This is a genomic window from Maribacter sp. Asnod2-G09, from assembly GCF_045063795.1.
Lineage (GTDB): Bacteria > Bacteroidota > Bacteroidia > Flavobacteriales > Flavobacteriaceae > Maribacter.
The window spans coordinates 705035-730114 of sequence record NZ_JBEFOA010000004.1 but is presented as its reverse complement, the minus strand read 5'-3'; the positions used below and the strand labels follow the sequence as shown (position 1 = coordinate 730114).

Annotated in this window: 20 protein-coding genes; 15 read left to right on the top strand and 5 right to left on the bottom strand. The window is 34.3% G+C overall.

What is annotated here, in order from left to right:
- Positions 1 to 105: 105 nt before the first annotated feature.
- The 10 genes from ACJJVT_RS10165 to ACJJVT_RS10120 all read left to right on the top strand — a co-directional run bounded on the left by ACJJVT_RS10165 (position 106) and on the right by ACJJVT_RS10120 (position 10707).
- Positions 106 to 1683: an aldehyde dehydrogenase (NADP(+)) gene (locus ACJJVT_RS10165; protein ID WP_405398390.1), complete on the top strand. Its 1578-nt coding sequence runs from the start codon at positions 106 to 108 to the stop codon at positions 1681 to 1683.
- A gap of 21 nt (positions 1684 to 1704) precedes the next feature.
- Positions 1705 to 2712, top strand: coding sequence for a 4-hydroxyproline epimerase (locus ACJJVT_RS10160; protein ID WP_405398387.1), 1008 nt, complete (start codon positions 1705 to 1707; stop codon positions 2710 to 2712).
- Between the two features lie 16 nt (positions 2713 to 2728).
- Positions 2729 to 3976: an NAD(P)/FAD-dependent oxidoreductase gene (locus tag ACJJVT_RS10155; protein WP_405398384.1), complete on the top strand. Its 1248-nt coding sequence runs from the start codon at positions 2729 to 2731 to the stop codon at positions 3974 to 3976.
- A 124-nt stretch (positions 3977 to 4100) separates the two neighbouring features.
- Positions 4101 to 4502 (top strand): response regulator, encoded by a 402-nt coding sequence (locus ACJJVT_RS10150; protein WP_073243514.1) that lies wholly within the window; start codon positions 4101 to 4103, stop codon positions 4500 to 4502.
- Positions 4503 to 4580: 78 nt separating this feature from the next.
- A complete protein-coding gene (locus tag ACJJVT_RS10145; protein WP_405398382.1) occupies positions 4581 to 5123 on the top strand; it encodes a heme NO-binding domain-containing protein in 543 nt (180 codons plus the stop codon).
- Positions 5116 to 7479 (top strand): PAS domain S-box protein, encoded by a 2364-nt coding sequence (locus ACJJVT_RS10140; protein ID WP_405398381.1) that lies wholly within the window; start codon positions 5116 to 5118, stop codon positions 7477 to 7479. The genes ACJJVT_RS10145 and ACJJVT_RS10140 overlap by 8 nt, the downstream gene beginning before the upstream one ends.
- Before the next feature lie 11 nt (positions 7480 to 7490).
- On the top strand, positions 7491 to 8621 hold the full coding sequence (locus ACJJVT_RS10135; RefSeq protein ID WP_405398380.1) for an FIST signal transduction protein: 1131 nt from the start codon (positions 7491 to 7493) through the stop codon (positions 8619 to 8621).
- Positions 8621 to 9679: an ATP-binding protein gene (locus tag ACJJVT_RS10130; RefSeq protein ID WP_405398379.1), complete on the top strand. Its 1059-nt coding sequence runs from the start codon at positions 8621 to 8623 to the stop codon at positions 9677 to 9679. Before ACJJVT_RS10135 ends, ACJJVT_RS10130 begins: the two co-directional genes overlap by 1 nt.
- Positions 9676 to 9996, top strand: coding sequence for an Hpt domain-containing protein (locus tag ACJJVT_RS10125; RefSeq protein WP_405398378.1), 321 nt, complete (start codon positions 9676 to 9678; stop codon positions 9994 to 9996). Before ACJJVT_RS10130 ends, ACJJVT_RS10125 begins: the two co-directional genes overlap by 4 nt.
- Complete coding sequence (locus tag ACJJVT_RS10120) at positions 9997 to 10707, top strand: LytR/AlgR family response regulator transcription factor (RefSeq protein ID WP_405398377.1); 711 nt, start codon at positions 9997 to 9999, stop codon at positions 10705 to 10707.
- 20 nt (positions 10708 to 10727) lie between these two features.
- Here ACJJVT_RS10120 and ACJJVT_RS10115 read toward each other — a convergent pair whose 3' ends face one another.
- The 3 genes from ACJJVT_RS10115 to ACJJVT_RS10105 all read right to left on the bottom strand — a co-directional run bounded on the left by ACJJVT_RS10115 (position 10728) and on the right by ACJJVT_RS10105 (position 15233).
- The gene (locus ACJJVT_RS10115; protein WP_405398376.1) at positions 10728 to 11141 is read right to left on the bottom strand and encodes a response regulator; all 414 of its coding nucleotides are present in this window, start codon (positions 11139 to 11141) and stop codon (positions 10728 to 10730) included.
- Positions 11138 to 12931, bottom strand: coding sequence for an ATP-binding protein (locus ACJJVT_RS10110; protein ID WP_405398374.1), 1794 nt, complete (start codon positions 12929 to 12931; stop codon positions 11138 to 11140). The genes ACJJVT_RS10115 and ACJJVT_RS10110 overlap by 4 nt, the downstream gene beginning before the upstream one ends.
- Before the next feature lie 238 nt (positions 12932 to 13169).
- Positions 13170 to 15233 (bottom strand): tetratricopeptide repeat protein, encoded by a 2064-nt coding sequence (locus ACJJVT_RS10105; protein WP_405398373.1) that lies wholly within the window; start codon positions 15231 to 15233, stop codon positions 13170 to 13172.
- Positions 15234 to 15459: 226 nt separating this feature from the next.
- Between ACJJVT_RS10105 and ACJJVT_RS10100 the strand changes: the two genes are divergently transcribed.
- From ACJJVT_RS10100 to ACJJVT_RS10080, 5 genes are all read left to right on the top strand, one after another.
- Positions 15460 to 16707, top strand: a complete 1248-nt coding sequence (locus tag ACJJVT_RS10100) for an oligosaccharide flippase family protein (RefSeq protein ID WP_405398371.1) — start codon at positions 15460 to 15462, stop codon at positions 16705 to 16707.
- Positions 16708 to 16965: 258 nt separating this feature from the next.
- Positions 16966 to 18195: a glycosyltransferase gene (locus ACJJVT_RS10095; protein ID WP_405398369.1), complete on the top strand. Its 1230-nt coding sequence runs from the start codon at positions 16966 to 16968 to the stop codon at positions 18193 to 18195.
- 282 nt (positions 18196 to 18477) lie between these two features.
- Positions 18478 to 19617 (top strand): response regulator, encoded by a 1140-nt coding sequence (locus ACJJVT_RS10090; RefSeq protein ID WP_405398367.1) that lies wholly within the window; start codon positions 18478 to 18480, stop codon positions 19615 to 19617.
- Positions 19618 to 19655: 38 nt separating this feature from the next.
- Positions 19656 to 20927 (top strand): sugar isomerase, encoded by a 1272-nt coding sequence (locus ACJJVT_RS10085; RefSeq protein ID WP_405398366.1) that lies wholly within the window; start codon positions 19656 to 19658, stop codon positions 20925 to 20927.
- A 49-nt stretch (positions 20928 to 20976) separates the two neighbouring features.
- Complete coding sequence (locus ACJJVT_RS10080) at positions 20977 to 22206, top strand: glycosyltransferase (protein WP_405398364.1); 1230 nt, start codon at positions 20977 to 20979, stop codon at positions 22204 to 22206.
- A gap of 106 nt (positions 22207 to 22312) precedes the next feature.
- Here ACJJVT_RS10080 and ACJJVT_RS10075 read toward each other — a convergent pair whose 3' ends face one another.
- Both ACJJVT_RS10075 and ACJJVT_RS10070 read right to left on the bottom strand, forming a co-directional pair.
- On the bottom strand, positions 22313 to 23851 hold the full coding sequence (locus ACJJVT_RS10075; protein WP_405398362.1) for a glycoside hydrolase family 2 TIM barrel-domain containing protein: 1539 nt from the start codon (positions 23849 to 23851) through the stop codon (positions 22313 to 22315).
- Positions 23832 to 25079 carry a hypothetical protein gene (locus ACJJVT_RS10070; RefSeq protein WP_405398360.1) on the bottom strand — a complete coding sequence of 416 codons (1248 nt, stop codon included), beginning with the start codon at positions 25077 to 25079 and terminating at the stop codon, positions 23832 to 23834. Before ACJJVT_RS10070 ends, ACJJVT_RS10075 begins: the two co-directional genes overlap by 20 nt.
- Position 25080: the final 1 nt, after the last annotated feature.

The window sequence follows — 25080 nt, the reverse complement described above, 5'->3', positions numbered from 1 at the left end:
TATATGCCCCACACGTTTACTGGGTATATAAAGAAATGTAAAGAAAGAATCGAAATTTGTTTCGGCTTCTTTATTTACTTTTGAGTAACATCAGAAAAATAAAAAATGATAAGCGGTACAAATGCAATCGGAAGTAAATCTTCTAAGCAAGGAAATAAAACTTTTAAGACTTTTAATCCTAAAGAAAATAAAGAAACAGAATGGACTTTTTACGAAGCATCTTCAAATGAAATTGATGAAGCAGTAGCCTTAGCTACTGATGCTTTTAAAGTTTATAAAGATTTTTCAGGAGCTAAAAAAGCTGAATTTCTGGAAGCTATTGCTGATGAAATTGAAGCTATTGGTGATGAACTTATTGAGACCTATTGCAAAGAATCGGGTTTGCCAGATGGTAGAGCAAGAGGTGAACGTGGTCGTACTATGGGCCAATTACGAGCTTTTGCTAGTTTGTTGAAAGAGGGTTCTTGGGTAGAAGCGGTAATTGAAAAAGCCCAGCCTAATAGAGAACCGATGCCCAAGTCAGATATACGAAAAATGTTATTTCCGTTAGGTCCTATAGTAGTATTTGGCGCAAGTAACTTTCCATTAGCATTTTCAACAGCAGGTGGTGATACGGCAAGTGCACTGGCAGCAGGTTGCCCAGTAATCGTTAAAAGTCACCCAATGCATGCAGCGACAGGTGAACTGGTTTCATCGGCAATTATAAAAGCGGCAGAAAAAACAGGAATGCCTAATGGGGTATTTTCAAATTTGAATAGTAGCGGTATAGAAGTGGGTCAGCAGTTGGTGAAGCATCCAAAAGTAAAAGCTGTTGGGTTTACAGGTAGTATAAATGGTGGTACTGCGCTTTATAAATTAGCTAACGAAAGAGATGAGCCTATACCTGTATTTGCAGAGATGGGCAGTATTAATCCTGTAGTATTGCTTCCTTCTGCATTAGAGAACGATGGTGATGTTTGGGCAACTAAATATGCTTCTTCAATAACTATGGGCTCAGGGCAGTTTTGTACCAATCCGGGGTTGGTGTTAGGGTTGAAGGGGGCTAAATTAGATAGTTTCATAAATACCTTATCCGAAGAAATTCTAAAATTAGAACCAACATGTATGCTTCACCCGAATATATATGCAAAATATCAAGAGGGTAAAAATGAGTTGTCAACACAGAAAGGAGTGACGGTTACTGCAAATTATGATAAGCCAACGAAAGCTAATAATGCACAACAATCAGTTTTAAAAGTTAGCGGGGCAGATTTTTTAGCCAACACAAAATTGCATAAAGAGGTATTTGGTCCGTTTTCGGTTGTAGTTGAATGTGAAAGTACATCAGAATTAGAAGCTATTTTAAATCATTTAGAAGGTCAGTTAACGGGTACGGTTTTAGGTTCTGAAGAAGATTTAGAGCATAATTCTGGGGTTGTAGATGCACTGCAGAGTAGAGTAGGGCGTATATTGTTCAATGGCGTACCAACGGGTGTAGAAGTAAATTCTTCTATGGTTCACGGTGGTCCTTTTCCTGCCTCTACAGATGCTCGTTTTACTTCTGTTGGTACCTCTGCTATAAAAAGATGGGTACGTCCTGTTTCTTTTCAAGATTGGCCTAATAAATTGTTGCCAGCGGCATTGCAAAACGATAATCCGCTGAAAATTACAAGACTTGTTGAAGGCGAATACACTAAAAACTGAAACAAATAACAAACTATTAATATGGCCAGCAGCACATTTGTTTGTATCGATGCGCATACTTGTGGTAATCCTGTTAGGGTACTAAAACAAGGTGGTCCTGATTTGGTCGGCGCAACCATGAGTGAAAAACGCCTGCATTTTTTAAAGGAATATGACTGGATCCGTAAAGGGCTTATGTTCGAGCCTCGTGGTCATGATATGATGAGTGGTAGTATTTTTTATGCACCGAGCGACCCTAATAATGATTTTGGAATATTGTTTATTGAAACCAGCGGATGCTTACCCATGTGCGGTCATGGTACCATTGGTGCTATTACCATTGGTATTGAAGAAGGATTGATTATACCTAAAATACCTGGAAAAGTACGTATGGAAACTCCGGCAGGTTTAGTACATATATCGTATCAACAAACGGCTAATAAAGTAGATTGGGTAAAATTGACCAATGTAAAGTCGTATTTGGCTGCGACAGATTTAACCATAGCATCATCTTATTTGGGAGAGGTTGTTTTTGATGTATCCTACGGAGGTAATTTTTATGCTATTGTAGATCCACAAAAGAATTTTAACGGAATTCAAGATTACTCTGCTAGTCAATTAATTCAATTTAGTCAAGAACTGCGGGAGAGAATCAATTTGAAATATCCTGATAAATTTATCCATCCAGAAGATTCAACCATTAGAAATGTGAGTCATATATTATGGACGGGAAATACTATTTCTGAGACTGCTAGCGCAAGAAATGCCGTATTTTATGGCGATAAGGCTATTGACCGTTCGCCTTGTGGTACGGGTACGTCTGCACGAATGGCGCAATGGTATGCAAAAGGTAAGTTAGGTGTTGGAGAAGATTTTATTCATGAGAGTTATATAGGGTCTCAGTTTGTGGGTAGGGTAGAAGAAGAAACGACTATAACTGATATACCTGCCATAATACCTAGTATTAAAGGTTGGGCAAAAATATATGGTCAGAACACCATAACCATAGATGACGATGATCCCTATGCATACGGATTTCAAGTAATTTAAATTCTAGTACTAAAAAATGAAGAATGTACTTATAATTGGCGGTGGCATTGTAGGTTTAAGCACTGCCTATTTTTTAAATAAAGAAGGTTTTGAGGTTACCGTAATTGATAAAGGTGATATTACCTCTGGTGCATCATTCGTAAATGCAGGGTACATTACTCCGAGTCATATTATTCCATTAGCATCGCCAGGTATGATTGCGAAGGGGATAAAGATGATGTTCAATTCTGCTAGTCCGTTTTACATGAAACCAAGACTAGATGCCGATTTTTTGAAATGGTCATGGTATTTTCATAAGTCATCAACTCTGGCTAAGGTCGAAAAGGCGATTCCTTTAATTAAAGACATCAACCTTATTAGCAGGGAGTTATTTGCCGATATAAAAAATTCGGGCGATTTAGGTGATTTTCAACTAGAGCGAAAAGGTTTATTGATGCTATACAAAACCGAAGCGAGCTATTTACATGAAAAACAAGTTGCCGAAAGAGTTGCTTTTGAAGGGCTAGAGGTATCTGATTTAAATAAGGCAGCATTACATCAACTAGAACCTAACGTGAATATAGATGCCGAAGGTGCCATACATTATGAATGTGATGGGCACACGACTCCGACAGAAATAATGCCCAAGTTAGTGGCTTATTTGAAGCAGCAAGGTGTTATTATAAGAACAAATGAAGAAGTTCTAGATATTAAGAGTTCTGGTAACACTATTAAAGAGGTAGTTACAAAGAAGAGTGCTTATAAACCAGAAGAAGTTATTTTAGCTGCGGGCTCATGGAGTGGAGAGCTGGCTAAAAAATTGCAGTTGATATTACCTTTGCAAGGTGGTAAGGGGTATAGAATAAATATAGAACGTGATACGGGTATTACGATACCTGCAATATTAATGGAATCTAAAATAGCGGCTACACCTATGAACGGGTTTACAAGATTCGCGGGTACCATGGAGTTTTCTGGTAATAATGACATTATAAGAAAAGAAAGAGTGGCGGCAATTGCTAATGGTGCAAAAGCCTTTTATCCAGATATTGATATTAACGATACCGAAATAAAAAACGTAAAAACGGGATTGCGACCGGTTTCACCAGATGGTTTACCATACATCGGTAAATCTACAAGAATTAAAAACTTGACTATTGCCACGGGTCATGCCATGATGGGTTGGAGTTTAGGGCCCGCTACAGGCAAGCTGGTCTCAGAGTTATTGTCTGGTACTAAGACGTCTATGAACATTGCGGCATTTAGCCCAGATCGCACATTTTAAAGATTGTTCAAAATACTCGTCGGCATAGAATTACCATTCACCGACAGTAAACTGCCATTCACCTATAGCAGCCATTTTATAAGTGATTAATCTTTGATCTTTGTCGTATCAATATAAACGACCTATGGACATATTATTAATAGAAGACGATTTAATAGAAGTTATGAAGTTGAAACGTACAGTTTCAAAACTTAACTTAAAGCATTCAATTATAGAAGCAAAAAACGGTGAAGAGGCGTTAACCTATTTAAGGTCTGGCGAAAAATTACCAGATATTATTCTCTTAGATTTGAATATGCCAAGAATGAATGGTATTGAATTTCTAGCTATTTTAAAAGCAGATGAATTACTTCAATATTTGCCTACAGTTATTTTAACAACCTCAGAAAATAGAGCAGATTTGTTGAAATGTTACCAAGCTGGTATCGCTGGTTATGTTATCAAACCATTGAAATATGAAGATTACGAGTACAAATTAAACGCTGTTTTAGAGTACTGGAACGTTAATCAACTAGTGAAAGGCTAACAAAAAAGCTCATTTCACAACATTTTTTCCTATTTACGTATTAATTTTCCTACGTTTGAGTGTATTTAAAAAATTCAAATGAAAGGAATCGTATTTACCGAGTTTTTAGAAATGGTCGAATCTGAATTCGGATTAGAGACTGTTGATAATATTATTGAGAAGTCAAACTTACCATCAGAGGGTATTTATACCTCTGTAGCTACTTACGAATTTAATGAAATGGTAGCGTTGATCACCCAGCTAAGTAAAGAGGTAGATTTACCGGCCGGAGATTTAATTTACGCATTTGGACTCTACTTATTCTCTAGTCTAAAAAATGCACACCCAGAAGTTATTCAAAGTTATAGAACACCAATAGGGTTATTATACTCTATAGAAGATCATATACACGTTCATGTAAAAAAGCTTTATCCAGAAGCAGAACTACCTACATTTAAGATACTTGAAAAGACCGATAATTCTATTTCTATGATATATTCTTCATCTAGAGGTTTATATAGATTGGCTCATGGTTTAATTGAAAAAGCATTTGAACATTTTAACGGTAAAGCCGATATTACCTACGAACTTCTTAAAGAAGATGGTACTGAAGTAAAATTTGATGTAGTTCAACATGGATAATAAAGAAGTTCTTCTCTTAAAAAAAGCGCTCGAACGACAGAAAAAGGCTCGTAAACAAGCAGAGAATATCTTAGAAGAAAAATCTAAGGAACTCTACGATGTTACCAGTCATTTAAGAGAATCTAATAGTAAACTCGAAAATTTACTAAGCGAAAAAACATCTGAATTAGACGGTATTTTTATAAATATTATCGATCCTTACGTGGTAATGGATCTACAATTCAATGTTATTAATATGAACAGATCTGCTAAAGAATTTTTGCAGTTTGATCATAACGATAAGCTCGTAAATCTTTCACAATTTATACACCCAGATTTTTTAGCGTATACCCAAGAATCGATGCGGTCGATGATCGAGGTAGGTAGCTTAAAAAATTATCGTGCAAAAATTATTCTTGAAGACAAAACTGAAAAATGGATTCAAATTAACGCAAGTCTGGTATATGATAAAAATCAAAGACCTATTGCTGCACAAGGTATTATTAGAGATATTACCCAAGAAACCGAAGTAAAGAGACTTGTTGCTGAACAAAAAGCGCAATTAGATATTATAGTTGAGAATTCTCCCTTAGGTATTGTTTTAGCCATTGACGGAGTAATTCTTAAAACCAATAATACTTTTGTAGAAATGCTTGGTTATCAAGAAGGCGGACTCAAAAACGTTTCTTTCAAATCAATTTCAGAACCAGAAAATGCGGCAGATACACTAAATCAACTTGATGAAATGTGTGCCGGTAAAATTGAAAAATTTACTGAAATATGGAAGTTTACTAGAAAAGATGGTTCTACGCTAATGGCTAAAACTAGAATTTCAGCGATACATGATGATCATAGAAAAAAAGATTATCAGGTGGCTATTATAGAAGATATTTCACATCAACTAGAGGCTGATAGAAAACTAGAAGCATCTCAAAATAGATTGGCTGCTCTTATTTCTAATTTACAAACAGGTGTTCTTTTAGAAGACGAGGAAGGTAAAATTGCATTGACCAATCAAAAGTTCTGTGATTTATTTCATATTAAACAATCTCCAAAGAAAATTATAGGCGTTGACTGCGCAGAATCTGAAGAAGAGTATAAAAAGTATTTCAAGAGCCCAAAAAACTTTGTTAGTAGAATAGAGGAAATTTTAGCTAAAAAAGAAACCGTTTTGGCAGATGAACTTGAAATGATCGATGGCAGAATTTTGGCAAGAGATTTTATACCAATAGATAATGATGGTGATTACAAGGGGCACTTATGGGCTTATCAAGATATTACCATTTCTAAAAATTATAGAAAGAACTTAGAAAACCAACGAGAAAAATATAGTAGTATCATTGCAAACATGAACTTAGGTCTTGTTGAGGTCGATAATGATGATGTTATACAAATGGTCAACCAAAGCTTTTGTAGCATGTGTGGCTTTACAAAAGAAGACCTTATTGGTCAAATTGCTTCTCAAACAATAAAATTCAAAGATGGTAGTCTCATTGAAAAGAAAAATGAAAATAGACTAGGTGGTGTATCAGAATCTTATGAGGTGGAAGTATATGATAAAAACAATGCAATTAGACATTGGCTTATTAGTGGAGCCCCTAGGTACGATGATACTGGTGCCGTAATTGGTTCTATAGGTATACATTTAGATATTACCAATCAAAAACTATTAGAACTTCAAAAAGAGAAATTATTAAAAGATTTAGAAAACAGTAATCAAGGATTACAAGAGTATGCCCATATTGTTTCTCATGATCTTAAGTCTCCGTTAAGAAGTATTAGTGCTTTGGCAACTTGGCTAAGTGATGATTATAAAGATGTTTTAGATGAAGGTGGTAGACAGAATCTTGAGCTTATGCAAGAGAAAGTAGCCTCTATGGATAAGTTGATCCATGGTATTCTAGAATATTCTACTGCAAATAGTTCTGATTTAGATGATTCTAAAGTAGACTTAAATGAGGTCATAAATGATATTGGCGAGACCATATATATACCCGAACATGTAAAATTGGTCATTCCTGAGACTTTGCCAATTATCATGGCAGATAGAATTAAGGTTCATCAGGTATTTCAAAATATAATCGGTAATGCGGTTGTACATATAGAAAGAGAAGTAGGGCTGGTTGAAGTACTCTATAAAGACGATGGTGAATTTTGGCAATTTACCATTAGCGATAATGGGGTAGGTATACCAGAAGAGTATCATAAAAAGATTTTTGACATATTTCAATCGATAGGTAATAATGAAAGGTCAACCGGTATCGGGCTTTCAATAGTAAAGAAAATTATTGATCGTTACCAAGGTAAAGTTTGGATCGATAGTGTGGTTGGGGAAGGAACTCAATTTCATTTTACAATAAAGAAAAACCATAACTAAAGATTCATAAAATGAAAATAGTTCAAGGAATAAAAAAAACAAATGAGTCTTTTGTACTTAATGATTCAAAACAATTAAAAGAACCCTTAGTTCTTGTTTTTGGTAACCGATATATGTTAGAAAATGATCAAATATATGCTGAGGTAAGCGAATTATTTCCCGATGGTCATATTGTTTTTGGTACAACTTCGGGTGAAATTATAGATGATACTGTTTTAGACGGATGCGTTGTTTTAACTGCTATTGAATTTGAGAAGAGTTCAATTTTGGTAAAAAGAAACAATGTTGTAGATTTTAAAAATGATGATAAAAAACTAGGCGAAGGTTTAATAGCTGAGTTTCCTAAAGATAATTTGAAGCATTTATTTGTAATATCTGAAGGTAGTACTGTTAATGGCAGTGCCCTTATAGAAGGTTTAGAACATTTAAAAAATACGAGTTTTGGACTTTCTGGCGGATTATGTGGTGATGATGATCGTTTTGAAAGAACATTGGCATCTTATAACGAAAATCCGAAAGAAGGTGAAATAATAGCCATAGGTTTTTATGGTGATACCTTAGAAATAACAAGCTCTAATTATGGTGGATGGACCACTTTTGGACCTGAACGTATTATTACAAAATCTGTAGGTAATCTACTTTTTGAGTTAGATGGTAAACCTGCATTGGATCTTTACAAGACCTATTTAGGTGAAAAAGCAAATGAATTGCCGAAGTCGGCATTGCTTTACCCTTTAAGTGTAAAGGTAACAGATGATGCAGAGCCCTTGGTTCGAACTATTCTAAATATTGATGAAGCAGAAAATACAATGACATTAGCTGGCGACGTTCCAGAAGGGGCAAGGGTGCAATTAATGATGTCGTCGGTAGATGATATTGCCAATGGTGCATTTCATGCAGCAGAGCTCGCTATGGGTGGTAGAAAGAATTCTCCAGAGTTGGCATTATTAATCAGTTGTATTGGTAGAAAGTTGGTCATGGATCAACGAACAGAAGAAGAAATCGAAGAAGTTAAATCGGTAATTGGTGATAATACGGTTATAAGCGGATTTTACTCCTATGGCGAAATGGCCCCTTTTAGCGGTCAAGATAGTTGTAAATTGCACAACCAGACTATGACTTTAACCTTATTTAGCGAATAATGCATTCCCTATTAAAAAGACAAATTCGAAAATATTTACCTGAAGATCTAAAGGTGCATCCAGAAATGGAAAACTTTTTAGAAGCTATAGAAAAATCGTATGAAAATTTTGACGATAAATTTTCTATGCTTCATAGAGCATCTACCATAAGTTCAGATGAACTTTTTGAAGCTAATAAAAGATTACAGAAAGAAGCATTACAACAAAAGAGTATTCTTATTTCTCTAGAAAATGCGATTCTTAGTTTAAGAGAGAATTTGAATGATGAAAAAACTATTAAGATTCAAGAAGAGTTTAATACAGAACAGCTTGCATCTTATATAAGTAATTTGGCAACTCAGGTTTCTGAGATGACTGCAGAAAAAGATAAATTACTTACTAGTTTAGAAAACCAGAATGAATCATTAAACAATTATGCGCAAATGGTGTCGCATGATTTAAAATCTCCTATTCGAAATATCAATGCGTTGATGAGTTGGATTATGGAAGATGAAAAAGAGAAATTTTCTGATACAAGTAAAGAAAATTGCACATTGGTATCTCAAAACCTTACCAAGATGGATAAGCTTATTAGCGGCATACTGAAACATGCTACAATGGGTGAAACAGAAGAACATAAAGTCACTTTTAATTTAGAAGATAGCCTTAGAGATATAGAAAAAACAATATACGTACCTGAAAACATAACCTTTGAGTATGATAATGAATTGCCAGAAATGTTCTTTGAAAGAGCACGTTTAGAGCAATTGTTCATGAACCTTTTTACCAATGCTGTAACAGCAACTGAACATGTTCAAAAAGGAGTTATAAAAATTGGTTACGAGGCAGATGACACTTATTGGAAGTTTAGTGTTTCAGATAATGGAAAGGGAATTCCTGAAAAGCATCAAAAAGGAATTTTTGAAATGTTTAAAAAGCTGGAGACAGCCAATAATGCTACCGGCATCGGACTTGCAATTGTTAAGAAAATTGCGGTACTTTATGAAGGCGATGTTCGGTTAGAATCAGAAGAAAACGTTGGTACCACGTTTTATATCACATTAAAAAAGAATTCATGATAGAACAACCTAACCTTAATTATGTAGACGAGCTTGCTGGTGACGATATCTCTTTTAGAAATCAGTTTCTTGATATTATTAAAAACGAGTTTCCTTTAGAAAAAGAAGAGTATTTTGGTCATGTTAAGACTACAAGGGTAAAAGAAACTGCCGAAATAGTTCATAAACTAAAACATAAGTTCAATATTTTAGGAATGGAAAATTCTTATAAGCTAGCAGTAGCCTATGAAATGGAATTATTGGACGGAAAGCACGATAGTCAATCTAAATTCGTTGAAGTATTAGAAACTATTGAAGAATACATTAAAACAATTTAAATGAACTGTATTATAATCGATGATGAAGCCACGGCAAGACTAGTTGTAAGGCAACTTTGTTCAAAAATACCTGAGCTTGATGTTATTGAAGAATTTGACAACGCCATTTCGGCAATCAAGTTTTTAAATCAACAGAATATTGATGTTATTTTTCTAGATATTCACATGCCTGGTTTTAGTGGTGTCGATTTTATACAAACACTTAAAGATCCACCAAAAGTAGTAATGACTACTTCTGATACAGATTTTGCAATAGCCGCTTATGAATATGAATGTATTGTTGATTATTTGGTGAAACCGATTACCCTAGAGCGTTTTGAAAAAAGTATAGAAAAAATTAAGAATACTTCTGTCAAAAAGCCACAAGCACAGGCAGCAACACAACAAAATTCAGCTGAAGGTGAAGATTTGTATATTAATATAGACCGAAGGTTAATTAAATTGAAACTCAATGAAATTTTGGTTATCGAAGCCAAAGGCGATTACATTGATGTTAAAACAGAGAAAGAAGACCACAGGGTACATACTACCTTGAAAAAAATAAAAGAAAAATTACCTGAAAAATTGTTTCTACAAATACACCGATCGTACATTATCAACTTTACCAAAATTATTGATATAGAAGATAATAGTGTGCTTATAGCTAAAAATGTGGTGCCTATTAGCCGCTCTAACCGCCCAGAATTAATGAGGCGTTTAAATTTGCTTTAAGTTTTTTTCTAAAGTGATAATTACCAATTTTCGTGGTAAATCTTTTTAAATATTTCTGCTAGCTGAACTTTGTTTACTGGCTTTACTACGTACCCAGTAAGCTCTTCAAAATTAGAAGCTCTTTTAACATCGCTTTCGCGCATAGATGAGCTGACCATGTAAATATTAATGTTATTAATAATTTTAGGTTTCAGTTTTTTGAATTCGTTTAAAAAGCCCCAGCCATCTAAAAATGGCATATTTATATCTAAAAATATGACCTCGGGTAGTTCTACCTGCTCTTCAGTACATTTTGCAATATATTCAACAGCTTGTTCTCCATCGGTAAATGTGGATACCACCAATTCTTTTGATATTTGATGAATTGTCTTTTGCATTAAATACAAATACAGTTCGTCGTCATCGACTAATAAAATGTTTGGTTTTGTGTTCATTTTTCGAATATTAATTTAAATGTAGTTCCTTCTCCTACTTTGCTATTTATTGTTATTGTTGCATTAAGAGCTTCTAATTGAGATTTCACCAAAAAAAGTCCCATCCCTTTACCAGAGATATTTCTATGAAAGCGTTTGTATAATTTAAAGACATTATCGCCGTGTCTTTCTAGATTTAATCCTATTCCATTATCTCGAACATACAACACCTTTTGTTTATTTTCTATTGCAGATTCAAATTGAATATACGAATCGACATTGTCGCGTTTATATTTAATAGCATTAGAAATAAAATTATGAACGATGCTTTGTAAATAGAACTTAGAATATAAAATATGGTTCCAAGCCTCTAAATTTAATTGAACTTCAAAGCCAGTATTATCTAAAAGTGTTTCTGTAAATTCATTTTTAACCTCAAGTATCAATTCTTTTAAATCGATGTCAACTATTTTTATTTCTTTAGTATCAAGTATAGCTACATAGTCATTTATGTCTTCGGTTAGGTTGGTTATACTTTTAGCTACTTGATCTAGTTTAGGTAGTAATTGATTTAATGTTTCAGGATTTTTTTCTTTCTGTATCATCTCAACAATCACCGACATACTGGTAACTGGTGAGCGCAGGTTATGAGAAATTAAATAGTTGAAGTCACTTAACTGCTTATTTCGAATTTCTAAGCTATTGTTCATTTCATTGACTATTACATTATTCTCTTCTAATTTGTCTTTACTTCTTGTTAATAGAATGTTTTTATTTTCTAGCTCTGTATAGAATTGTTCTTTTTCAATTTTCTTTTTTTGAAAAATATAGCATAGCGTTAGTAGACTAATAATTGAAATAAAATTAAAGGTTAACATTCTTTCAAAGACAGGCTGTAATTCGGCTTTTACTACTCTTTGAGGTATTTCTAAGGCCAGAAGCCAATTAGATGGGGTTACTATTTCTTTTGGTAAGTTTGATTTAGAACCAAACGTAAATGTTGCTCCATTTAAATTAATAGATTGCTGCGACCATATATGATCATTTTCAACAAAAGTGCTGTCTCGATTATGGCTTATTAATGTAGTTTTTAAAATACCGTCTAAAGTGCTATTTTCATTTCCAGATTCATATGGCACATCTTCTTTTATAGTACTTGAACTTATAATTCTGTAATCCTCATCTAACAAATAAACATTTTTGTCTTCAACTGTAGATTTCATTTGGTCCAAAACATTTTTCATTTTAAAATTAATGACCACTAAACCTATTTGATTTTGTTCATTATCAAAAATAGGAGCCACAATTCTAATAACTGGTTTATACGGTTTTTCAATTTTCCCATTTTCTCTATTTAAGCTTATTTGAGAAAGATATATTTGATTTCTTTTTAATTGTAATCCTGCTTTTACATAAGGTTGGTGATTTTTATTTTGTAAAGCGCTAATTATAATAGAATCGTTTCCAACTCGTTCGGCTCTAAAAAATTCTTTTCCTTCTAAATCTATAAAGCGAAATTGATCATAAGTAGTAATATATTCAATGAGTTCTAGATAAGAATTTAAGAATGAGGAATGCTCTACTAATGGATCAAAATTCTTGGGATATTTTAGACTAGCCCAATAATTGGTATTACGTAAAAAAGATTGGCATTCTTCTTCAAAGGAAACTTTCTTCATCGTGTTTGCACGAATCTGACGTTCCGTAATATTTTTAATTAGTTCTGCCCTTTGGGAGAAATATAAAAAAAAGGTAAGCACAAAAAGTGGCACATAAAGGCCAATAAACATCATTAAAACTCTTTTCCACATATAAGTTCAGTTAGAGTTTCATTTTCATAAACCTGTGCTCAATTTGGAATTTTTTTACTTACGCTAAAATAAGTAAAATTCTTACATTTTTTAAATTATCAACATATTTTTTTATAAGAAATATGGTGTAATTACCTAATAAAACCCAGTGAGCAGCAAGAAATTACCTATAAGGTTCTTTCTATCGCTTTTTAGATAAATAATAGCGCGTAAAAAGGTTTAAAATGTTCGATTTAACTTATTGATCTAAGTCCAATTTCTTGTGAAATAATGGTTTCTTTAAAAACAACCATTTAGCTTTTAACCCAATTTCGGTAAATTCAAAACCAGCTGCAGTGGCAGAGGCAATATTACTATACTTACCGTATACATTTAAACTAAATCGTTTAGAAAACTGATGTTGTACTGAGGCTTCTGCTCTAAAAATATTGGTATTAGGGTCATCTTCGACTTTTTGAATACCTGTTGCGGCACTGGCCATATAGGTAGTCTTTTCAGAAATTTTACCTCGTATATCGGCGAACAGTTCAACTGCCTGGTATTTCTCAGGACTAAAATATATGGTAGGCACTTGGTCTTTAAATGTAATGTACTGGTAATTGACCCCCATTTTTAAAGCAGGTTTTCGTAATACATTGTAATACAGAGATGTGAACAATAAATTTCTAACATTATCATCGCTCTGTTGTGTATGCATTAATTGTGTATACCAACCAAAATTGACATTCGTACCTAAATTATAATTTAACCCGTAATGATTTTGAACAATTTCTCTTTCAATTAATTCGGCATTAAAACTCTGAACCTCTCTTTGGTAACCTAGTGTTAGGTTCTGTAGTTTAAAAGGTTGTAAATCTAGTTTTAAGTCAATAACAGGCTGGGTATATGCTTCGTCTAAAAATCTAGAATTGTTTATACCCAGTACCGATTTTAAAACCGTTTTCGGAAATAACTTATACTGTAAACCAACCAATGCTACATGCGAGGTTGCTTTATTATCGGTAACCGTATTTTCTGTAGATCGAAAGAAATATGAAATTGTAGTTCTAAATTTTGTAGAGAAAGGTACGTCTACAGTAGTATTCGTAAAAAAGGCTGTATTGTTACCATTATCAAAAGTATAAGCAGCATGCTCTTCAATTGTAGGTGTATGCATTAAGTTCAGCTTCTCAATAAAGCCTTTGGCATCTTTTTGATTCTTGTAGAATTTTAAGGTCTGGTTTGCCATACTGTATGCAGGTATAATTTTGTCAGATGCAAACAAGGCATTTGCCTTGCCTAAATTACCATCAAATGAAGCACTGTCATTAACCAAAATTCTATCATAACTTTCAACACTAGATTTTGCATCACCAGTGTATAGACCTAATGTAGCTTTTAAAGCTAGTATCCAATTTTTGTTAGGGTAGTGCACTTCTAAACTATCAATCTTATTTCTGGCAGAAATAAACTTTCTGTTCCATATTAAGGCTTGAACATAACGATCATAAGTACTTTCGGTAAGTTTTACATCATCAATTTTATCAACCTTTACCGTTGCTCCTTTGGCGATAATAAGTGCTTCTTTATCATTTTCATCGATATGTTCTGCCAATGCAATACCGTTTAGAGCTGTAATAGAATCTTTTGGGGTCGTTGCATATCTAACATATATATCTTTTGCTTTGTCCGCCTCTTTTATAATGAGATATAAGTTCGCCAAGTTTATAAGAACATCTTTGTCTTCAGGGAAGTCTTCAAAAATTTTCTTTAATGTTTGCTCTCCTTTACCGTACTGCTGATTATTTACAAACTCGCTTGCATAACCCAAACGCATAAATTTTCTAGAGACTTTTGCACTTGCATTTTCTGGTTCTAGTTCAATTGCTTTTTCAACCCAACTTAATGCCAGTTCGTATTTTTTCAAATTACTTAAGGTATTGGCATAACCCAATACTGCACCGAATTTCGTCGGGAATTTTTCTACCAAATCTGCATACAAGGGTCTTGCTTGTTCATATTCTTTCGCCCACAAATATGATTCGTTGTAATTAATTAAAATTTCAAAATCACCAGGGTAATCTTTTAAAAGATCTGCGAACAAACCAGTTGATTTTTGTGGCTCGCCACTTAACCCTACGGCTCGCCCATAACAAAGCAATGCCGTTTTATTGTCGGGGTCAGTTTTAAGGTATTCACCAAAAAAAAGTTCTGCCTCTTGAAAGTCACCTTTCTCTAAAAGACCAAAGCCTTTGGTCATATCAGATTGTGCTTTTAAGAAAGATGAGGTTAAAAGAATAAGGAATACTACTTTACGAATCATTCAAAGTGAGATTAATACTACAAATACCTAACGGTAATTATTGCGATTTATTTGTCTTTTTCAATATTGTAAAGATAAAATTGACTCCGCCGTTACGGAAGTACGATAATTGCCATTCGTCTACAGTAATTGGTCATCGACCTAAAGCCCCTAAAATATAAGGGTAGCCTTTATGATATTTGATGTAGAACCAAGTCAATGTTGAGACTTAAAAAAAAACGTGATTATGATAGCAATTAGACTAGTACTACAAAAAATTTCTCCAGAAAAATTGTTTATGGGTAGTGTGCTCGTCGTAAACGGAGGTAATTATCTCTATAACCTTATATTGGGTAGATTGCTTGGTCCGGCAGCATATAGTGAGGCCGCTTTACTCATTACCCTACTACTCGTGTTATCTTTTTTAGGAATGACTTTTCAATTGGCTACAGCAAAATTTGCAATTTTGTTCAGCAATGATGAGTGGGTGGCTTTAAAACAATTGTTATATAAGTATGCATTAGGTTTTGGTACACTAATAGGTATTTTACTATTCGCATTTGCCGATAGCTTACAAGAACTATTTCATACAGAATCTTCTCTATTATTTAAAACCTTTGCCGTATCGGTGCCTTTGTATTTTTTTATGTCGGTCAATAGAGGAAGATACCAAGGCAAACAAGATTATCAGAAATTATCGCTTACCTATCAAACAGAAATGTGGAGCAGGTTAATAATCACACTCGGGTTACTATGGTTGGTACCTTTTGAACCTGCATTTTTGGTAGCATTAGGTATCGGATTGTCGTTTGTATTCGGATTAATACCTACCGATTTTAATATAAAAAGCATCACCGCAAAAGTTACCTTATCCAAAGAAAATAAAAGAAAAGTAATCAGTTTTATAGTACTGACCGCTTGTTATGAACTTACCCAGATTATAATAAATAATAGTGATATTCTTTTGGTGAAACATTATTTCGATACCGTAAATGCCGGACTCTATGCTTCTTTAGCCATGATTGGGAGAGTCGTATATTTTGTCGCTTGGATGTTCGTAATGCTGCTACTACCTACCGTTGTTCAAAAGCAGAAAGATGGTGAGGCAACTGCACCAATATTAGTGAAGTATGTAAGTTATGTTGGGGTATTGGCTATTTGCATAATTTTCTGCTGTGCCGTTTTTCCTGAACTAATAATACAGTTAATGTTTGGCGAAGCTTATACCTCAATGGCGCCGTTGTTATGGCAATATGCTCTGGCAACTTCTTTATTTGCAATCTCAAATATATTTGCCTATTACTTTTTATCACTAGATAAATATATACCTGTAATACTCTCTGGCGTGTTGGGTATATCGCAAATTGTTATGATCATGTTCTTTCATAGCACCTTATATATGGTGGTACAGGTTCAAATTATAGCTATGGTTACATTGTTGGTAGCACAGTTACTTTATTTCGCTCATAATAACATATTGAACAAGACCTCTTAATACTTTAATGTTAGGTGAGTCTGGCCCGAGGAAATCCCCCATCTTCGGGCTTTTTTATTTATCATACTTTAAGTGGTTATATTTTTCTGTTTGTAATGGATTGATTTAAAGATGTATGATAATTAAATAAGGCTTAACTAGTATTTTCTTCCATTCATCTATAGTAACGCTTCATCCACCTAAAACCACCTCAAAATCCTACATCATAGTTAGATATTTGTAGCATAAATAACCCAATAGTATAGTAAAACTTAACCTATGAAACTTGCAATTGTAACCGCCTACCCACCAAGTAAAGTAACATTGACCGAATACGGTTATCACTTGGTAAAACACTTTAGACTTCAAAAAGAGGTAACAGAAATAATTTTGATAACCGATAAGACAGAAGGTGAAAAAGACCTTAGTTTTAATGAAGACGGATGCAAAATTACGATTAAGGAGTGTTGGAGTTTTAATGATTACAAAAATATCTTTAAGATCAATCGTGCTATTTCAGAAACAAAGCCCGATGCTGTACTTTTTAATTTACAGTTTTTAAAATTCGGAGATAAAAAAATACCTGCTGCGCTTGGGTTAATGTTACCATTAATGTGCAAGTTAAAAGGCATACCAACTATTTCTTTATTACATAATATATTAGAACAGGTAGATTTAGATAACGCTGGTATTACCTCAAATAAATTGCTGCAGAAAATTTATAATGGTATCGGTAATGTTTTAACAAGATGTGTTTTAGCGTCGGATGTCGTTGCGGTAACTATTAGCAAATATCAAACTATATTAGAAAACAAATATCAATCTAGAAATGTGGCTATAATTCCGCATGGTTCTTTTGAAACTCCGCCAACACCAGATTACAGCTTACCTGCCGGACCGAAAAAAGTAATGGCTTTTGGTAAGTTCGGCACCTACAAAAAGGTTGAGATTATGATCGAGGCAATCGAATTAATTAGACAACGTACTAATGAAGATATTGAAATCGTAATTGCGGGTACAGATAGCCCAAATACACCTGGGTACTTAGAAAGTATGAAAAAGAAATATGCGCATGTAAACCAGTTAGTTTTTACCGGTTATGTAGCAGAAGAAGATGTACCGGTACTATTTGGTGAAAGCGCTGTAGTTGTTTTTCCATATACATCTACAACGGGTAGTTCTGGTGTATTGAACCAAGCTGGTAGTTATGGCAAAGCGGTTGCGTTGCCAGATTTAGGTGACCTTAGTATACTTGTAAAAGAAGAAGGTTATAAAGGAGAGTTCTTCGAACCTGAAAGTGCATCTTCATTGGCAGATGCCATAGAAAATATATTAATGCATGATTCTTATAGAACATATTTGGCAAAAGCTAATTATAGAGCAGCGTGTTCTTTTCCGATGGAAGATATTACGAAAATGTATGTAGAATATTTTAAAGTATTGCAAGTTGCAAAACTTAAAGGGTTCACTTTAGATGTACCTATGGTTGAAAAAGAATTAATGGCATAAAATTTTTGGTTAGGTTTTGTGTAAAAGGGGGTAGTATGGTTAGCTACTCCCTTTTTATTTTTTTATTTCAAGTTGTACATTTTTACTATAAAGAACACATTTTAATAATTTTTTTTAAAATTTTTAAAAGGGTGTATTTCAACGATAGCCCTGTTTATTAGGTATCTGTCAGGGGTTTAGCTGTGTTATTTTTGAAAATTAAATTATAGTTTTTCACTTTAAAACTACAATTTTTACAAAACTTAGCGTTATATGTAAGTTAAATCTTACTTACGTAAAACCATGAAAATACTAACCATAGATGACCAACAGCTTATTTTATTGTCTGTTGAGAAAAGACTTACTGAATTAGGTTATGATGTAAAAACAGCTGATTCTGGTAAAAAAGGAATAGAAGTATATGATTCATTTGAACCAGATTTGGTTCTTGTAGATATAAATATGCCAGATATGTCTGGTTTAGATGTTGTTAAACATATTAAAGAAGGCAAGCGTAATACTACTCCGGTATTAGTGATGTCGGGTAATACCGATGAAACCATTATTACAGATGGCTTTACTTTAGGCATCGACGATTATATGAAAAAACCTGTGAGTTTGTCTGAAATGGCGGCTCGTATTAAAAGGTTGATTGGCGCGCCAGTTGTAGAACTGAACCCTCAAGAGTCTAGTAGCGCAAGAATGCTTCAAAAAAATTGTGTGGGGGTTGTAATACCTTGTTACAATGAAGAAGAACGCCTTTTAGGTAAAGAGTTCAGAGATTTTGCTCATAGTAACCTTGGTTACCATCTTTGTTTTGTAAACGATGGTAGTACAGATAAAACTCTAGAAGTTTTAGAAGAACTAAGAAAAGGCAACGAAAGTAATATTAGTATATACGATTGTGAGAAAAATGGAGGTAAGGCCGAAGCGGTTCGATTGGGTATGCTACACATGGCAAAAGACCCTCAATTAGATTATATCGGATTTTTAGATGCCGATCTCTCCACCGATTTTAGAGATTTTGACGATTTGGTTGAAACCTTAGACAACTCTGATTTTAAAATTGTTAGTGGTTCTAGAATGAGTAGAATGGGTGCCGATATTACTAAAGAATCTGCTCGTAAGATAATTAGTATGACCATTAATCTTATCATTAGAACCATTTTAAGAATGCCGTTCAATGATACGCAATGTGGAGCAAAAGTGATGGATCGCTCAGTAGTTCCTTTACTTTTTAGCAAACCTTTTATTACCAAGTGGTTGTTCGATGTTGAAATGTTTATTCGAATGCGAAAATACTTTGGTAAAACCGAAGCCAAAAAACTTATTTGTGAGCAGCCATTAAAAAGATGGATACATGCCGATGGTTCTAAACTTTCAATGAAAGATTCTGTAAAGATTGTTGGTCAGTTGGCAAAAATCGCTTTCGTCTACAGATAAATTAATACTACCAAACCCCCGAAAACCCTATCAAAATCATGACAGCAATTAAATTGGCTTTAAAGCGAATCTCCCCTAAACATTTGTTTATGGGTAGTGCTTTGCTGGTAAATGGTGGTAACTATTTATACAATTTACTTTTAGGTAGATTACTTGGACCTGAGGCTTTTGCCGATGCGGCACTTTTAGTGACATTGCTTTTAGTATTGTCTTTTGTTGGTATGACTTTTCAATTGGCAACCACAAAATTTGCTGTATTATTCACAGATTATACATGGATCGCTTTTAAGAATACTATGTATAGATATGCATTGGTATTCGGTGTATTTACGGGTATTCTTGTACTCATTTTTTCTAAAAATCTACAAGCACTCTTTAATACGCAGAACCATTACATGTTCATGATATTCGCTGTTGCCATACCCTTATACTTTGTTATGAGTGTAAACAGGGGTAGATTTCAAGGCAAGCATGACTTCGGTAAATTAGCTGGTACCTACCAGACAGAAATGTGGAGTAGGTTATTGATTACTTTTGCTTTGCTGTTATTGTTGCCCTTTGAACCGGGAATTTTAATATCAGCAGGTATTGCACTTTCTTTTGTATTCGGACTTTTTCCGTCCGATTTTAAAGGTGTTCAAGTTTTTTCTAAAGACAAATTAGCTGCGGTAGAATTAAAACAAGTCTGGATTTTTATTGGCCTTACGGCTGGTTATGAACTTACGCAGATTATTATAAACAATAGCGATATTCTATTGGTCAAACATTATTTCGATGATAAACAGGCTGGCTTGTATTCATCATTGGCATTGATTGGTAGGGTTGTGTATTTTGTTGCTTGGATGTTCGTAATGCTTTTGATGCCAACCGTCATTCAAAAACAAAAAGATGGTGAGCCAACGGCTCCGGTTCTTTTTAAGTATGTATTCTTTATTGGTGGCTTATCGACCTTTATAGTTTTTGTATGCTTTCTATTTCCGAATTTGATTATTACGTTAATGTTCGGTGATGCTTATTTATCTATTGCACATTTACTTTGGAAGTATGCATTGGCGACATCACTATTCGCAGTGTCTAATATTTTTGCATATTACTTTCTGTCGTTAAATCAATATTCACCTGTAATATTATCAGGATTGTTAGGCTTTTCTCAAGTGGCACTAATCATGCTTTATCATGATAATCTTGAAACAGTAGTTCACATGCAAATTATTGCCATGATTATACTATTGGTAGCACAGTTATTATTTTTCATCATCAAGAATAAAAAGGATTCATCAGCCTTAAAAAAACAAAATAATTTGGTTTAGCACGACTATACCAACACAAAATAACCCTGTATATTAAAATTTAGCTCAAATGAAATTAGCAATCGTAACCGCCTATCCGCCTAGTAAAGTAACTTTAACAGAGTACGGTTATTACTTGGTAAAACACTTTAGACTTCAAGAAGAAGTGACTGAATTAATTTTGATCACCGATCGAACCGAAGAACCTAAAGATTTAAACTTTGAAGAAAACGGTTGTAAGATTACGGTAAAAGAATGTTGGAGTTTTAATAGCTACAGCAATATCTTCGGTATTAGCAAAACTATTTCTCAAACAAAGCCAGATGCCGTATTGTTCAATCTTCAGTTTTTGAAATTCGGAGATAAGAAAATACCGGCTGCATTAGGGCTAATGCTTCCATTTATTTGCAAGTCTAAGGGAATACCAACTATTTCACTTTTGCATAATATTTTAGAACAGGTCGATTTAGAAAATGCAGGTTTTACTAAAAACAAGCTGTTACAAAGTATCTATAATTTTATAGGTACAACATTGACGAAGTTTGTATTGGCATCAGATATTCTTGCGGTTACTATTAGTAAATATGTGACTACGCTTGAAGATAAATACAAGGTTAAGAATGTAGCTTTAATTCCGCATGGCGCATTTGAAACTCCGCCAGAGCCAGATTTTAAACTTCCGGCTGGTCCAAAACAGGTAATGGCTTTTGGTAAGTTCGGTACGTACAAAAAAGTTGAAATACTTATAGAGGCGGTAGAAGAAATTCGAGCTCGAACCAATGAAGATATAGAAATCGTTATTGCGGGTACAGATAGTCCAAATACACCTGGTTATTTAGAAGAAATGAAACAAAAATATAGCCACGTGCCTCAAATTAGGTACACAGGTTATGTAGCAGAAGAAGATGTGCCGAAAATATTCGGAGATAGCGCAGTAACGGTTTTCCCGTATACTTCTACAACGGGTAGTTCTGGTGTATTGCACCAAGCTGGTAGTTATGGTAACGCTGTTGCCTTACCAGATTTAGGTGACTTAAGTGTATTAGTTAAGGAAGAGGGGTATGTAGGCGAATTTTTTGATGCTCATGATACTTCGTCTTTGGCAAATGCCATTGAGAAAATTATTACCGATGATGCTTATAGAATTCAATTGGCAAAACAAAATTATAAAGCGGCATGTTCATTACCAATGTCGGCTATTACTCAAATGTATATAGATTATTTTAAGGCAATCCAGAAATCGAAAGAAAGCGGTTTCAATATTGATATATCAACTATGGAGAAGAAATTGGTTCATTAAGAATTGATATGGTTAGTATTTAAAGGCTGGTGTGGTTACCAGCCTTTTTTTTATGCCTTATTTTTCGAGACGTATCATTGAAGTAGCTAGCGCAGAAAAATAGTTTTTACTTTTTGATTGCCAGTTCGTAATACGACGGTTTTTTATTACCTAAAGAATCGATACAACCAAAGAAATGTTGTTTTTTGGTTTTCCAGGGTAGACTACCTGCAACAGAACTAGGTACTTTTTCAAAGTCGTAAAGCGTCCAAAATAAAAAGGGAATGTTCTCATCTTTCAAATACCCCTGCATTTCTTTATAATAAGCAGCTTGTTTTTCGTCAGAGCCTGAGAATAAACTCCACATACCATCATAAGAAGAATCGCCATATTCCTGTAAAACAATCGGTTTATTGGGCGTTAAATACCTCAAAATCTTATAAGATTCTATAAAGTATTGCGGTTTTTTATAATAATGAAAAGAAATAAAATCTACTTCTTTCGATAGGTTCAATGCCGCTTCGGGGTTAGACCAACCAATAGTTATAGGGTTCTTTTTATCCCACTTTCTAATTTCTAAAATCATTTGATTCAACCATTGAATGACGGTATTCTCTCCTCGAGAATCAAAATCTAGGTCGGGTTCATTTTTAATATCCCAACCTAATAGGGCAGGGTGGTCTTTAACCGCATTTACAATCGCTTCTGCATGTCGGTGGGTGAGTGTCCAGTTAGAAATATCGTAATCCCCATAAAAATCAAATAAAGTGATTAGAACATCTAATTCGTGGTCTTGAGCCTTGTCTAAAAGTTTGTTTAGAAGTGCAAGTTTTTTGGCATCGACTCTATTTTTTCCAAAATCTTCATATTGTAGAAATACACGTATCGTATTTAAACCCATATCTTGAATGATCTGAAAATCTTGATCAATAATAGTATCATTGAATCTTTTACCAAAAGTATCCCAAGGAGAATCTTTAGGGTAGTAGTTAATACCTTTCTGGTTCTTTATTTTTTCAAGTTTGGGTGCTATGTTCCGTTCAATTACTTCAGTTGTATCTGTAGGTGTCGGTATTTCTTTTAAGTGTCTAATTCGCCAAAAGCCGTCTTCTAAAAGCATCATGACTTGGTAGCTGGTGGTATCTTTTTCTTTAAGTATAAGTGTTTCGCCTTCGTACGTTTCTTGGTACTCTTCAACATTATAATCTTTAAAGACGACCATAGTACCATCTGCCGTATAAAAATCTAAAGCAGATTTATGGCTTAGGGTTGTACGCTTGTACCAGTGATTGTTTTTTTTGTTGAGGTCAATGTTATCGTACAGTCTAGCTCTTGCGCTATCGGTGTAGAAATCTTCAATACCGTAACGGTCATTTTTCTTAAATGCGATATTACGAACGTGCCATGCGTTCATGTAATCGTTGGTGATTTCGCCCAATGCTTGCTCTTCCATTGGTCGCCCAGGGTTATCTAAATTTGACCACTCTACGTTTGGTTTATACACATCATCCATCGGTACTTCTAAATGCAACATAGAAGTTTTATCTGCGCCGGTGTTCATAAATGCCCATGCAGCTCCTATTCCGTATAGAATAAGTCCGTTAATAGCCAAAAAGGTGACTATCAATACGGTTCTGTATAATGTTTTATTTAACTGTATCGCCATGTATACTTTTTGTAAATTCTTTTGTGATACCTGCTGCCGTTATTTTGAATATATAATCACCATCCGGCAGAAAATACTCGCCTAAGAAAATATTACATACTCCGCTTTTTGTGGTCGTTATCTTAGATTCTATAAAATTACCTTCGGTATCATAAATTTCTAGTTGTAATAGGAGTCCGTCGGGAATAAGCTGTTTCATGAAGCTCTCAAACGGACCAATATCTATATTTCTGTTCCCTTTTGAGAAATGAACAGGATAGTCTTTTATCGCAGCTTTAAACTCAAATGCCGTAGTATTACTTTCTGCAGCACCAGTTACAAATGCCTGTATTTCCCATGATGCTGCTTTATCTGGGTGTAATGTTTTTGCCTCTGCAATACCATTTATAGTAGTGCCAATAGTATATAGGTAAGCATCGTTTTCATTTTTAATAACAAAAGTTACCAAGGTGCCATTGGTGACCATATTACCAAACTCATCTTTTATAATATCTGATGTGAACGTTGCAATTTGGTTACCATCTGCAAAATTGTGCGCACTAGAACTACTGATGTTAAAGTTGACCGCATTCGCAGGATAAACAATTGTTGCCAGTTCTTTTGAAGTGGTGCCGTTACATTCTGATGTTACTAATATTCTTCCCGATTTTAAGGTTGATGCCACATTGTACCAGGCTATAAAGCTTTCCGTCGTTATCTTTAGCTCGTCGATATTCTCTAAAAATTGATATTTAACCGTTACCTCGGTGCCATCATCTAAGGGGTTGTCATAAGCATCGGTAGGTGATATGGTCAGCATAGAGAAATCATTTCTGCCTGCGGTAACGCTACGTGGTCCAAAATACGATTCTACATAGGTAGCTTTAGGTGCATTCGTTGTAATTTCATGAGTGCCATTGCGTAAGGTTTTACCATTTAATAATAGCTTCCATCGAAACGGACCAGCAATTCTGGTAAAGTTTGTAGGGATGTTAAAAGTGATGTTTTCAGCACTTGTATCATTAGGATTTAATAGCACATTACCATAGGCATTTTTTACTTGTAGTTTAAAATTGGCAGTTGGCACATCTGTGTTGAAAGCTAGGGTAATGGCCTCGCCTGCTACACTTGTATTTGTTGCTGTAATAAAGGTAGTATTTGGGGTGTTCGTTTCCTTTGGTTGTTCTTTCTCTTTACTAGAACAACCAAGCAGTACAAGACTTAAAATCATTAAAATTTTAATACGCATA

What these genes read in the sequence shown, in the direction of transcription:
- ACJJVT_RS10090 (WP_405398367.1), top strand. Translation starts at nt 18,478, where the DNA reads ATGAAAATACTAACCATAGATGACCAACAGCTTATTTTATTGTCTGTT.
- ACJJVT_RS10120 (WP_405398377.1), top strand. Translation starts at nt 9,997, where the DNA reads ATGAACTGTATTATAATCGATGATGAAGCCACGGCAAGACTAGTTGTA.
- ACJJVT_RS10075 (WP_405398362.1), bottom strand. Translation starts at nt 23,851, where the DNA reads ATGGCGATACAGTTAAATAAAACATTATACAGAACCGTATTGATAGTC.
- ACJJVT_RS10150 (WP_073243514.1), top strand. Translation starts at nt 4,101, where the DNA reads ATGGACATATTATTAATAGAAGACGATTTAATAGAAGTTATGAAGTTG.
- ACJJVT_RS10095 (WP_405398369.1), top strand. Translation starts at nt 16,966, where the DNA reads ATGAAACTTGCAATTGTAACCGCCTACCCACCAAGTAAAGTAACATTG.
- ACJJVT_RS10160 (WP_405398387.1), top strand. Translation starts at nt 1,705, where the DNA reads ATGGCCAGCAGCACATTTGTTTGTATCGATGCGCATACTTGTGGTAAT.
- ACJJVT_RS10080 (WP_405398364.1), top strand. Translation starts at nt 20,977, where the DNA reads ATGAAATTAGCAATCGTAACCGCCTATCCGCCTAGTAAAGTAACTTTA.
- ACJJVT_RS10155 (WP_405398384.1), top strand. Translation starts at nt 2,729, where the DNA reads ATGAAGAATGTACTTATAATTGGCGGTGGCATTGTAGGTTTAAGCACT.
- ACJJVT_RS10125 (WP_405398378.1), top strand. Translation starts at nt 9,676, where the DNA reads ATGATAGAACAACCTAACCTTAATTATGTAGACGAGCTTGCTGGTGAC.
- ACJJVT_RS10085 (WP_405398366.1), top strand. Translation starts at nt 19,656, where the DNA reads ATGACAGCAATTAAATTGGCTTTAAAGCGAATCTCCCCTAAACATTTG.
- ACJJVT_RS10105 (WP_405398373.1), bottom strand. Translation starts at nt 15,233, where the DNA reads ATGATTCGTAAAGTAGTATTCCTTATTCTTTTAACCTCATCTTTCTTA.
- ACJJVT_RS10115 (WP_405398376.1), bottom strand. Translation starts at nt 11,141, where the DNA reads ATGAACACAAAACCAAACATTTTATTAGTCGATGACGACGAACTGTAT.
- ACJJVT_RS10130 (WP_405398379.1), top strand. Translation starts at nt 8,621, where the DNA reads ATGCATTCCCTATTAAAAAGACAAATTCGAAAATATTTACCTGAAGAT.
- ACJJVT_RS10135 (WP_405398380.1), top strand. Translation starts at nt 7,491, where the DNA reads ATGAAAATAGTTCAAGGAATAAAAAAAACAAATGAGTCTTTTGTACTT.
- ACJJVT_RS10165 (WP_405398390.1), top strand. Translation starts at nt 106, where the DNA reads ATGATAAGCGGTACAAATGCAATCGGAAGTAAATCTTCTAAGCAAGGA.
- ACJJVT_RS10110 (WP_405398374.1), bottom strand. Translation starts at nt 12,931, where the DNA reads ATGTGGAAAAGAGTTTTAATGATGTTTATTGGCCTTTATGTGCCACTT.
- ACJJVT_RS10145 (WP_405398382.1), top strand. Translation starts at nt 4,581, where the DNA reads ATGAAAGGAATCGTATTTACCGAGTTTTTAGAAATGGTCGAATCTGAA.
- ACJJVT_RS10070 (WP_405398360.1), bottom strand. Translation starts at nt 25,079, where the DNA reads ATGCGTATTAAAATTTTAATGATTTTAAGTCTTGTACTGCTTGGTTGT.
- ACJJVT_RS10100 (WP_405398371.1), top strand. Translation starts at nt 15,460, where the DNA reads ATGATAGCAATTAGACTAGTACTACAAAAAATTTCTCCAGAAAAATTG.
- ACJJVT_RS10140 (WP_405398381.1), top strand. Translation starts at nt 5,116, where the DNA reads ATGGATAATAAAGAAGTTCTTCTCTTAAAAAAAGCGCTCGAACGACAG.